Source organism: Micromonospora sp. NPDC002411 (assembly GCF_053592955.1).
In genome coordinates this window covers 1-11,563 of the sequence record NZ_JBSFBM010000221.1, presented here as the reverse complement: position 1 = coordinate 11,563, position 11,563 = coordinate 1, and the positions used below count along the sequence as shown (strand labels likewise).

The 11,563-nt window shown below is 71.2% G+C and carries 7 protein-coding genes; 1 reads left to right on the top strand and 6 read right to left on the bottom strand.

Annotated features, from left to right (window positions below):
• The 5 genes from ACWCO3_RS23575 to ACWCO3_RS23555 all read right to left on the bottom strand — a co-directional run.
• A partial coding sequence (locus ACWCO3_RS23575) for a ThuA domain-containing protein (protein WP_450012069.1) occupies positions 1–1,465 on the bottom strand: 1,465 nt, incomplete at its 3' end.
• Positions 1,466–1,540: 75 nt separating this feature from the next.
• On the bottom strand, positions 1,541–4,399 hold the full coding sequence (locus ACWCO3_RS23570; protein ID WP_208744945.1) for a PQQ-dependent sugar dehydrogenase: 2,859 nt from the start codon (positions 4,397–4,399) through the stop codon (positions 1,541–1,543).
• A gap of 217 nt (positions 4,400–4,616) precedes the next feature.
• Positions 4,617–5,684, bottom strand: a complete 1,068-nt coding sequence (locus ACWCO3_RS23565) for a polyprenyl synthetase family protein (RefSeq protein WP_145779472.1) — start codon at positions 5,682–5,684, stop codon at positions 4,617–4,619.
• Complete coding sequence (locus tag ACWCO3_RS23560) at positions 5,681–7,096, bottom strand: alkaline phosphatase family protein (protein ID WP_450012066.1); 1,416 nt, start codon at positions 7,094–7,096, stop codon at positions 5,681–5,683. The genes ACWCO3_RS23565 and ACWCO3_RS23560 overlap by 4 nt, the downstream gene beginning before the upstream one ends.
• Positions 7,093–7,899 (bottom strand): TIM barrel protein, encoded by an 807-nt coding sequence (locus ACWCO3_RS23555; protein WP_450012064.1) that lies wholly within the window; start codon positions 7,897–7,899, stop codon positions 7,093–7,095. Before ACWCO3_RS23555 ends, ACWCO3_RS23560 begins: the two co-directional genes overlap by 4 nt.
• Before the next feature lie 737 nt (positions 7,900–8,636).
• Between ACWCO3_RS23555 and ACWCO3_RS23550 the strand changes: the two genes are divergently transcribed.
• Positions 8,637–9,125 (top strand): hypothetical protein, encoded by a 489-nt coding sequence (locus tag ACWCO3_RS23550; protein ID WP_450012062.1) that lies wholly within the window; start codon positions 8,637–8,639, stop codon positions 9,123–9,125.
• Positions 9,126–9,232: 107 nt separating this feature from the next.
• On the opposite strand, the gene ACWCO3_RS23545 is transcribed toward ACWCO3_RS23550, so the two are convergent.
• Positions 9,233–11,563: M28 family peptidase (locus ACWCO3_RS23545; protein ID WP_450012060.1), on the bottom strand; the 2,331-nt coding region annotated here is incomplete at its 5' end.

Below are 11,563 nucleotides of genomic sequence, written 5' to 3'. Positions count from 1 at the left end.
GGTTGACCCCGTTGTACGCGGCCCAGTCGCCCGGCTCGATGTAGCCGAGGGTCTGCCCGCCGTTGGCACCCGCCTTGGTGAACGCGGAGACACCGTTGGCCGAGCTGAACGCCTCGGCCTGGATCGTGGTGTTCCCGGTCGGCGGTGGCGTGGTGCCCAACTCCTTGATCCGGATGTTGCGGAAGGAGGCGTCGTCACCGGTGCCGTGGTTCTGGATGCCGATGTGGCCGGCCAGTGAGCGGACCGGGTTGGTGTTGGTGAAGTCGTTGATCTTCACCCCGTTGAGGAAGATCTGAAGCCGCTCACCCTCGACCAACAGCTCGTAGGTGTTCCACTCCCCCGGCGCGTTGAGCGCCGCGTCACGGGCGGCGATGTCGGCCGACTTGAACGTGTAGACCGCCCCGGTGGTGCGGTCGGTCGCGTCGGTCGCGTCGATCTGGATCTCGTAGCCGTTGTCCACCGCCGACCACGGATCACTGGACGGCGGGAAGCCGATGAAGATGCCGGAGTTGTCATCCCCGGCCAGCTTCCAGTCCAGCTTCAGCGAGTAGTTGGTGAACTGCTTGGCGTTGTACCAGAACAACCCCATGCCGCCGACCGAGGTGAGGGTGGCGTCGGAGTTGGTGAAGTTGCCCGGACCGGCCTGCGACCAACCGGTCGTCGAGCCGTTGAAGATCGGGGTGTAGCCCGTCTCGGGCCGGCAGTCGGCCTTGCTCCGGCCGGAGGCGTACCGGATGCCGCCGAGCAGGTGGTTGCGGAACCCCGACTCGGCGTACGACGCCTGGGTGTGCCCGGCGCCGGTGTAGAAGGAGCGGCCGCCGTTGTAGCTCTTGCACCAGCTCAACGGGTGGTCCGCGCCCATTCCACCGCCCGAGTACGACGACTCGTCGAGCGTGGCGAGCACGTGCGCGGTCGACCGGGGGTTGGTCCGGTAGTTGTACCACTCGTCGGTGCGGGTCCAGGTCTGCGGCAGGTGTCCGGTCGCCGCGTGACCCCGGTCCTCCACCTTGATGTTGGCCTGCTGGATCGCCGGGTGCGAGTTGAACCACGCGCCCACCAGGTTGCCGTAGAACGGCCAGTCGTACTCGGTGTCGGCGGCCGCGTGCACACCCACGTACCCGCGTCCGGAGGCGATGTACGACTCGAAGGCGGTCTGCTGGCTGGCGTTGAGCACGTCGCCGGTGGTGTTGAGGAAGACGACCGCCTCGTACTGGTTCAGGTTGCTGGTGGTGAACGCGGCGGCGTCCTCGGTGGCGGTGACTGTGAAGTTGTTCGCCGCGCCCAGGTCGCGGATGGTCTGGATGCCGACCGGGATCGCGTCGTGCCGGAAACCGGCGGTCTTGGAGAACACCAGGACGTCGTAGGGGGCGTCGGCGGCGCTGGCCGGGGTGGCCGGTGTCGTACAGGCGATGACGGCGAGTGCGGCCATGGCCGCACCGAGGACGGGTCGTAGGCGTCTGCGCATATCGCTCTCCTAATCGCGGTTAGGAGGGGCCCCCTGCCCAAGGCTAGGCGTTGACAGGGGGCCCCTCCCGCCAGCTCAGGGCAGGGTCCACTTTTGGTTGGCGGCACCGCTGACGCAGGTCCACAGGTGGACCGCAGTGCTGTCGGCGGAGTTGTTGCCGGAGACGTCGAGGCACTTGCCGGACGCCGGGCTGCGCAGCGTGCCGTCGGCCTGGGCCGACCAGTTCTGCGCGGCGGTCCCGTTGCAGGTGTAGAGCTGGATCTTGGTGCCGTCCGCGGTGCCGGCACCCGAGACGTCCAGGCACTTACCCAACGACTTGATCGTCGAGTTCGGGGTGACCGCCCAGGTCTGCGCCGCACTGCCGTTGCAGGTGTAGATCTGGATCTGCGTGCCGTCGGCGCTGGCGCCGTTGCGCACGTCCAGACACTTGCCGGCCAGACCCTTGATCGCCCCCGTCCCGCCGGCCGGCGGGGTGCCGGTGACGAAGGTGAAGGCGTCGAGGTCGAAGAGCGCCCCGGTGCCCGACCCGGCGAAGGTCAGGTAGAGCGTGGTCGTGCCGGTCGGCGGGTTGGTGATCGTCCCGGTCACCGTGGTGAAGGTTTCCCAGCCGCCGGTCACCGGGACCGTGGCCGAGCCGAGCACCGTGCCGGTGGCCGAGCCGGCCCGGACCTGGAGGGTGCCACCGGCCCCCGCCGAGGAGACCCGGGCGTTGAACGAGGTCACGTTGCCCAGCCGGTACGGCTGGAACGCGATCCAGTCACCGTTGTTGATGTCGCCGACGGTCTTGCCGCCCTCGGCCGGGGTCTTGCTGAACACGTTGATCCCGGACGAGGTGCCGTAGAACTCGGCCTGTCGGTGCCGTGGCGGCAGCGTGTGCTGGGTGTGCGTGGTCAGCCCACCGGCGTCGGTGTACTCGGCGTCGAAGATCGCGAAGATGTTCGCCGCGTCGTCGTGCTCACCGTCGACCGGGATGGTGATCGTGCCCGAGCAACCGTTCTGCGAGGTGATCTGGTGCCCGTGCTGGTCGTGGCCGAGCACGTAAGTCATCTTGACCTTCGTGCAGTCGATCGTGCCGTCCTCCGGGTCGGTGACGGTGATGCTGAACGGCACCGTGTCGCCGAAGCTGAACAGCTGACCGTTGCCGGGGTTGTTGATCGTCACCGTCGGGGCGGTGTTGCCGACGTTGATCTGCACGCTGCTGCTGCCGGTGGCACCCTGCGGGTCCCGGACCGTGAGCGTGGCCGTGTAGGTGCCGTTGGCGCTGTAGGTCTTCGTCGGGTTGGCGGCGGTCGAGGTGGTGCCGTCACCGAAGGCCCACGAGTAGGTCAGCGCACCGCCCTCGGGGTCGGACGAGCCAGCCGAGGAGAAGGTCACCGCGAGCGGGGCCGCACCGGAGGTGCGGTTGGCGCTGGCTTTCGCGGTGGGCGCCCGGTTGCCGCTGCCGACGTAGTCGAAGCGGTAGAGCGCCGAGTTGGCGTCACCGTTGAAGTAGCCGGTGCCGTAGTCGAGCACGTAGTACGCGCCGTCCGGGCCGAACGCCGAGTCCATCACCTGCTTGCCGACCCAGGGGAAGGTGTCGATGGTGCCCCGGGAGCCGTCGGAGTTGACGTGGATCGGCTTGATCCAGCCGCGGCCGAACTCGGTCGCGAAGAACTGCCCGTCGAAGGACTGCGGGAACTTCGTGGTGGAAGTCGACGACGCGTTGTACCGGTAGACCGGGCCGCCCATCGGCGACTCGGAGCCACCGCCGAACTCGGTCGGGGTGCCGGCGTCGCCGGCGTACCGGATCCAGGCCGGCTGGGCCGGCGGCAGGGTGGTCCGGCCGGTGTTGCGGAACGAGTTGTTGGTCGGCCCGCCGGTGCAGTTGTACTTCGCCCCGCTGGCGTTGGTGGCGAAGTCCCACTCGTTGTACGTCTCGGTGGTGGTGTTGGTGCCGGTGCAGTACGGCCAGCCGTAGTTGCCCGGCGCGGCGACCCGGTTGAACTCCACCTGGCCGGACGGCCCGCGGGTGGAGCTGGTGGAGCCGGCGTCCGGCCCGTAGTCACCGACGTAGACGACACCGGTGGCCTTGTCCACGCTGATCCGGAACGGGTTGCGGAAGCCCATCGCGTAGATCTCCGGGCGCGTCTGGGCCGTGCCGGGTGCGAACAGGTTGCCCGACGGGATGGAGTACGTGCCGTTCGCGTTCACCTTGATCCGCAGGATCTTGCCCCGCAGGTCGTTGGTGTTGCCGGCGCTGCGCTGCGCGTCGTACGCCGGGTTGCGGTTGGTCCGCTCGTCCAGTGGCGAGTAACCGGCGGACTCGAACGGGTTGGTGTCGTCACCGGTCGACAGGTAGAGGTTGCCGGCGGCGTCGAAGTCGATGTCCCCACCGACGTGGCAGCAGACGCCCCGGCTGGCCGGTACGTCGAGCACGTCGACCTTGCTGGACTGGTTGAGCGTGAAGTCGGAGTTGAGCGTGAACCGGGAGAGGCGGTTCACACCGTTCCAGGCGGAGAAGTCGGTGCCGGTGGCGGGCGCGTCGCCGGCGGGGGTGGAGAGCGGCGGGGCGTAGTAGAGGTAGATCTGCCGGTTGCTGGCGAAGCCCGGGTCGACGCCGACGCCCTGCAACCCCTCTTCGTCGTGGGTGTAGACCGACAGCGTGCCGATCACCGAGGTGGTGCCGTTGGCGTCGGTGCGGCGCAGGGTGCCGTTGCGGGCAGTGTGCAGGACGGAACGGTCCGGCAGCACCGCCAGCGACATCGGCTCACCCATGTCGCTCACCCCGCGGGCGAGTTCGACCTGCTGGAAGTCGGTGGCGACGATCGTGTGCGCCTGCGCGGGGGCCGTGCCGACGGCGAGGGAGGCGGCGCCGGTGGTGGCCGCCAGCAGCAGCGCCGATCCGGCGGAGAACCATCGTCGGGACCGTTGTCGTGGAGCGTCCTTCATGGACATGTGTGCTGCCCCTTCCTGACGAATGACTGCCAGGCCGGGCGCGCGCCGTCGCGCCGGATGCCGTAGCGGTGGTGGGGGTCGATGGGTTACCGCGCCGCCGGTTCACCTCGACGAAACATTGTCGTGTTGGTCACGACACTAAGTTGAAGGTGTCGATGTGTCCATACCTTCCGGCGGTTCAGCATCAACTTTTGTCGATCTGATCGAAAGTCGCGGGTCAGGCGCGGCGGTCGATCGCCTGGCCGGCCAGCGCGACGAGCGCCGAGCGAGCCTCGTCGGCCACCGCGGCGGCCTGCAGGGCCACGAGCGCGGCCTCGGTCCGCACCCGGATCATCTGCTCGATCCGCTCCCGAGCACCCGTCGTCTCGATGATGGCGCGAAGCTCCGCAGCGCCGTCGGCGTCCAACGCCGGATTGCCGAACAGCTCCCGCAGCCGGGCGGTCTGTGACCGGTCCGCCGCGCTGCGGGCCAGCGCCATCATCACAGTGGGCTTGCCCTCACGCAGGTCGTCCAGGATGGACTTGCCGGTCACCGCCGGGTCTCCGAAGACGCCCAGCACATCGTCGCGGAGCTGGAACGCGTCGCCCAGCGGGTCACCGAACTCCTCCAGCGCGGCGAGCAACTCCGGGCCCGCGCCGGCCAGGGCCGCGCCGATCTGCAACGGCCGGGTGACCGTGTACCGGGCTGCCTTCATCCGGATCACGGTGAGCGCGCTCGCCACCGAGCCGTCACCCACGCCCGAGACCAGGTCCAGGTATTCGCCCGCGATCACCTCGGTACGCATCAGCGCGAACACGCCGTACCCCCGGTGCACCTGCTCGGTGCTCAACCCGCACTCGTGGAACATCTGGTCCGACCAGGCCGCGCAGAGATCCCCGCAGAGCAGCGCGGTGTTGCGACCGTACGCCTCCGGGTCACCACGCCACGACGACCGGGCGTGCAGGTCGGCGAAGAGGCGGTGGACCGACGGCTCGCCCCGGCGGCGGTCACTGCCGTCCAGGATGTCGTCGTGAATCAGCGCGAACGCGTGGAACAGCTCCAGGGCCGCCGCGGCCACCACGATCGGGGTGCCGTCGGCAGCGCCCGCGCCACGCCAACCCCAGTAGCAGAAGAGTGGGCGCAGGCGCTTCCCGCCGGCGAGCACGAACCGTTGCAGCGCGGTGAACACGCCCCGCGGCGCGCCGTCGGGCCAGTCCGGGCCCTGCCGTTCCAGGAACCCGGCCAGCTCCGCGTCGAACCGGGCCCGCAGTCCGCTCGTGTCCGTCGGCGCGACGGTGACCGTCATGTCCGCGTCCCCGAACCGCTCGTGCCGTCAGCGCCTAATCCGGCCAGCTCCAGTAGCAGCCCCTTGACCTCGGTGGCCGCGATCCGGTCCCGGGCCGCTGTCGGGTCGGAGCAGAGCAGCACCGGGGCGTCCGCGGGGTCGTCCGGCAGCCGCCCGTGCGAGCCGCGCACCGCCCGCGCACCGGCGTCCAGGCCGACAGCGCTCATCAGGTAGCGCATGCCGAGCTTCTTGCGGGCCAGCGCCACGCCGGCGCGGGCCTTCGCGGCACCGGGGTTGGCCGGGTCGAAGAACAGCTCGGCTGGGTCGTACCCCGGCTTGCGGTGGATTTCCACGAGCCGGGCGAAGTCCGGTGCCCGGTCGTCGTCCAGCCAGTAGTAGTACGTGAACCAGGCGTCTGGCTCGGCCACCAGCACCAGCTCACCCGCGCGCGGGTGGTCCAGCCCGTGCGCGGCCTTGCCCTCGGCGTCGAGCACCTCGGCCACCCCGGGCAGGTTGGCGCAGAGCTTCGCCACCGCCGGCACGTCGGCCGGGTCCTTGACGTAGACGTGGGCGATCTGGTGGTCGGCGACCGCGAACGCCTTGGACGTCCACGGGTCGAGGTACTCCATGCCCGCCTGGGTGTGCACCCGCAGCAGTCCCTCGGAGCGCAGCAGCCGGTTGACGTCCACCGGTCGGGACACGTCGGTGATGCCGTACTCCGACAGCACCACCACTGTCGCGTCCCGGGCCCGGGCGGCGTCCAGCAGTGGGCCGAGCACCGCGTCCAACTCGGCCGCCGCGGCGGCGGCCTGGGCGGACGACGGGCCGAACCGTTGCAGGTCGTAGTCCAGGTGCGGCACGTAGACCAGGGTCAGGTCGGGTGACACGTCGGCGAGGATCTGCTCGGCCGCCTGGCAGATCCACTTCGACGACGGCAGGCCCGCCGTCGGCCCCCAGTAGGTGAACAGCGGGAAGGTGCCCAGCCGACCGGTGAGCGCGTCGTGCAGCTCCGGCGGGTCGGTGTAGCAGTCGGGTTCCTTGCGCCCGTCGGCGTAGTACACGGGACGCGGGGTGACAGTCCAGTCGACGTCGGCGCCCATGGCGTACCACCAGCAGACGTTGGCGACGGTGTAGCCGGGCTCGGCCCGGCGGGCCGCCTGCCAGAGCTTCTCCCCGCCGACCAGCGCGTTGTGCTGCCGCCACAGCAGCACCTCACCCAGCTCCCGGAAATACCACCCGTTGCCGACGATCCCGTGCCCGCTGGGTGGTTCGCCGGTGAGGAAGGTGGACTGCACCGAGCAGGTCACCGCGGGCAGCACGGTGCCCAGCTCGGCCCGGAAGCCGCCGTCGGCGACCCCTCGTAGTCGGGGCATGTGCGCCAGCAGTCGGGGGGTCAACCCCACGACGTCGAGCACCACCAGTCGGCGGCTCATCGCGTTCCTCCCATCGTCACGGTTCGCTCCGCGGTCAGACCGAGGCCGACCAGTTCGTCCCGGGCGAAGGCCAGCTCCGCGGCGATGCCGGCGGCCAGCTCCGCGTCGGTGCGGGGCCGCCGTGCGGCCGGCAGCACCCCCCAGGTGTACGTCTCGACGTCCAGGTGGTCGCAGCCGGCGGTCGGGCCGTCGAAGAGCGCTCTCAGGGCTGCGCGCAGAACCGGCAGGGTCGAGCCGAGCGGTTCCTCGGGTGGGGCGTGCAGGGGCACGTGGTAGTGCACCCGCCACGGTCCGGTCAGCGCCCGGTCCAACGCCTCGTCGAGGTCGTCCGCCGCGTACGACGGGTCGGCCGGGTCGGGCAGGCCGGCACAGCCGGCGCCCCGGGTCTGGTGCAGGAAGCGCGGCTCCACCCAGCGGCGCAACGCGTCGGCCCCGCCCTGCGGGTCGGCCGCCTCGACGGCGGCGGAGACCTGCACCTTCACCACAGGCAGTCCGGCCGCCCGCAGTCGTCCGAGTGCCTCGGCCGGGTCCTCCCACGCGCACGCCAGGTGGGCCAGGTCGAGGCAGACGCCCATCCGGTCGGTGTCCATCCCGGACAGCAGCGCTGCGGCCTGGCTGCTGCTCTCCACCACGCAGCCCGGCTCCGGCTCGAAGGCGATCCGTACCTCGCGGCCGGTGTCGCGCTGGACCTCGGCCAGGCCGGCGGCGAGCTGGTCCAGCCGGCGTCGAGCCGCGTCGGCCCGTCCGGTGTCCCACGGCTGCCGCCAGGCCAGCGGCAGTCGGCCTCCGGGCGGCGCAACCACCCGGTGCCGTCGGCAAGCACCCCGTCGGTGGGGCCCAGGGTGGCGGGCTCGTCCGCGCTGTCGAAGATCAGCAACCAGGGCTGTGCGGCCTGGTTGAGGTAGCGCCACACCAGGTCGGTGGCGCTGATCATCCCAGCCCAGGCCTGGTCGACCTGGGTCTCCGAGGCGCCGAGTTGGCTGACCACCTCCCGCATGCCGGAGTTGAGCCGCCCGGCCTGCACCCACCAGACCGTCCGGCCGTCGGCCCGCGCGCGACGGGCGATCTCCAGGGCGACGTGGCTCTTGCCGGAGCCGCCCATGCCGCACAGGATGTGCACCGAGGGCCCCTCGGTGCCTTCCGCGGGCCGCACGATCTCGTCGATCAGGGCGTCGCGGCCGTGCAGGGGGCTGTCCAGTCGCCCGAGCGGTGGGTCCACGGAGACGCGACTCGGCCGGTCGTACGCAGGCCGGGGCACTGTGACATCCTCGGGTGGAACGTCCGCAGTCAATGCGGTCCCCCTTCGGTGGCGATATTGCAGTGGGGTCGGCGGCGGAAGATCCTGTCCATCTGATGGACAGTCGGAGGGATTGTCGCCCACACCACGTCGACAGCAAGCCTATCCACCGTCGTGCTGTGTTGCACACTCACCGTTTAGGCCACGCGGATGACCGTAATCGGTGTCCCGATTCCCATTTCGCAGTCGAATCCGGCCGATCCGCCGTGTGTAGCGCTCGACAGGGGCATCCACGATGGACTGATGAACTGGTCGCCAATCCAGGACGTGGTCGACTGGGGTTCCGTACCGGACTGGTTCGGCGCGGTCGGCTCCATCGCCAGTGTGCTGTTCGTCTACCTTGGACTGCGGCGGGAGATTCGCGCCCGACGCAGCGACGACCTGCGGATCCGGGCCAGTCAGGCCCGGTTGGTGTCGGCGGTGGTCGAGATCCGGGGCACGTCGGTTCTGCGGCTCACGGTGGCCAACGAGAGTGACGCCCCGGTGCTGGACGTGGCGGTGCTGGCCCGGGTCGTCGCGCCGGACGACCCGGACGGCACATCCGTCGAGCTGGCCGCCGCGAAACACGTCCGCCGGATTCCTGGCCGGGATGCGCAGGACATCTTCGTCACCGTTACGGCCGAACACCGGTTACGCCCGGCCGACACCGTTCTGGTGGATCTCACCTTCACCGATCACGACGGAAATCGGTGGCACCGTATCGGTGCCGGTCAGCCCGAGCCAGTGGACTGACCACATTCCGACTGAACGATCCCGGAAAGGGTGACCGGCGTTTCGGTGGCTACGAATAGACGGTGGTCCGGCGGACGATTCGCCACGCCGGACCACCGCTGTGTCCGTCAGATGGGATAGGTGCGGGCGACCGCCAACATCTCCGAGCTGTGCGACCCGACGACGCCGACGGCCGGCGGCCGGGCCTGGAAACCGGGCAGTGCCTCCAACCCGTCACTCGCGTCCATCGCCCGCAACGCGACCTGCGCGGCGGTGGGCCGCACTGTCAGCGTGACCTCGATGCCCTCCGCCGGCGGGGCGTGGAAGACCAACCCGAAGCCCCACTTCCCCTCGCGGGCCTCCACCGGCACCGACCGTCCGGCCACCTCGGCCCGCAGCACGGTCGCGGTCGACGTGTCGACGTGCAGGGTCGCGAGCCGGGCCGCCCGCTGCGGGGTCAGTCGCAGCCGCAGCGTGCGCTCGCCGCCGGCGGTGGCGTCGCCCAGCACGTCCAGCTTCGGCGCCGGCAGGTTCGCCGCCTGCGCCGGCCCGGCCCGCAGCTCACCGTCGCCGAGTCCGGGGAAGTCGTCGCCGACGTCGGCCATCCCGTCCACGTAGCCGTCCGTCCACGGCTGCGGATCGCTCTCGTGGCTGAGCCAACGGGCCTGACCGGTGCCGGCGTCCATCGCGTACATCAGATGGGTGGGCGCGGGGTGCGCGGCGTCGAAGCGGTCGACGGCCAGCCCGACCCCGGCGAGCACCACCGCCGCCACGGCGGCTGCCCCGGCCGGCAGCACACCGAGCCGCCGGGCCCGCAGCGCCAGCAGCCCGCGCTGGCCACCGGCCTGCGGGTGCAGGAGGTCGACCACCGGCAGGGCGGTCAGGCCGAGCAGCACCGCGACCAGCGCGGCCACCCCGCCCATGCCCATCCCCAGCGCCGGGAAGAGCAGCACCACTGTGGGCAGCAGGATGAGCACGCCGACGGCCGCGGCGGCGGTCACCGCCACCACCGGCCACGGCCCGGTCTGCCGGGTACGCAGCGCGACCAGCCCGCCGAGCGCGCCGGCCAGCGCCGGCAGAGTGGTGAGGTACGCCCCGCCGGGCACCGCCACGGCGAGCAGCACGCCGAGCAGCGCCAGCCAGGCCAGCCCGCCGACAGCCAGGGCGGCCGGGCCGATCCGGCGGCGGGTCAGCGCGTACCAGGTGAACAGGATGGCGGCGGCCAGCGCCAGGACTGCCAACCGGTACCAGACAGGTCGGTACGGGTCGAGCAGTTCGGCGTACCCCGGTCGGATCGTGGTGATCGCGAGCCAGAGCAGTTGGGCGGCTACCGGAGCGGCCACGATCGGCACCAGGGCCAGCCCGAAGCCGGCGGCCAGCCGGCCGGTGCTGGCCCGACCCTGCCGGCGGGTCAGCCAGCCCAGCGCGACCACCGCGGCCACCGCGAGCAGGGCCAGTGGCACTGTGAGCCAGCCCGGGTAGCGGACCAGACCACCGGGGACCGGGAAGTAGGTGGCGTCGTGCCCGGAGCGCAGGTCGGTCAGGTCGACAGCGCCGAACTCCCGGGCCACTCCCAGCGCGTTGTCGCCGTGCTGCTGGAGGCTGCCCCGGTCCATGGCCGCTGGGGTGTCCAACGGGGTGTGGTAGATCGCGCCGCCGTCGATGTACGCCGAGTTCAGCCCGACGAACTTCTGGTCGAGGAACGCGGTGAAGTCGGTGTCGTTGGGCAGCGCGCGGTAGATCTCCACGGCGAACGAGGTGCCGACCGGGTGCGGGGCGGCCCGGCCGAAGACGTCCACCAGCTTCGCGTTGTTCTTCGACGTCTCGAACATGATCACCGGCCCGGTGGACCCCCGGGCCTCCAGGTTCAGCACCACGCCGCCGTCGGCGGCCAGCGGGTGGCTGGCGGCGAACGCCGACGCGCCGCACAGGCACGCCTCCTCGGCGTCGGTCAACACGAAGACGATGTCGTTGCGCGGCCGGGGGCCGGTGGTGAGCGCGCGGGCCACCTCCAGGATGGCCGAGGTGCCGGCGGCGTCGTCGTTGCCGCCCGGCCCGGTCTGTACCGAGTCGTAGTGGGCGACCAGGAAGATCCGGCCCGTCGACGCGGTGCCGGGCAGCCGGGCCACCACGTTGCGGACGCGGGCCATCGTCGCCCCGCCCGCAGCCCCGCTGAGCTGGCCGGCCTCCGGTGCCACAGTGTCCTGCACCTCGGTCTCCAGGCCCAGCCCGCGCAACTGCTGCTCGATGTGCGCGCGTACCTGGTCGTTGGCCGGGCTGCCGGCGACGTGCGTCCGGGCCGCGATCACCTGGACGTCCTCGTACGCCCGGCCGGCGCTGAACTCACCAGCCGGCGCGTCGGTCGGCTTCGGCGTCGGGGTGCGCAGGTCGAGCAGGCTGCCGGCGCCGACGGCGGCCAGCGCGACCAGAGCCGCCGCGGCGGCCAGGAGCCGCCGGCG

Coding starts and splice junctions, on each gene's coding strand:
- ACWCO3_RS23570 (WP_208744945.1), bottom strand. CDS start 4,399: ATGTCCATGAAGGACGCTCCACGACAACGGTCCCGACGATGGTTCTCC.
- ACWCO3_RS23565 (WP_145779472.1), bottom strand. CDS start 5,684: ATGACGGTCACCGTCGCGCCGACGGACACGAGCGGACTGCGGGCCCGG.
- ACWCO3_RS23560 (WP_450012066.1), bottom strand. CDS start 7,096: ATGAGCCGCCGACTGGTGGTGCTCGACGTCGTGGGGTTGACCCCCCGA.
- ACWCO3_RS23550 (WP_450012062.1), top strand. CDS start 8,637: ATGAACTGGTCGCCAATCCAGGACGTGGTCGACTGGGGTTCCGTACCG.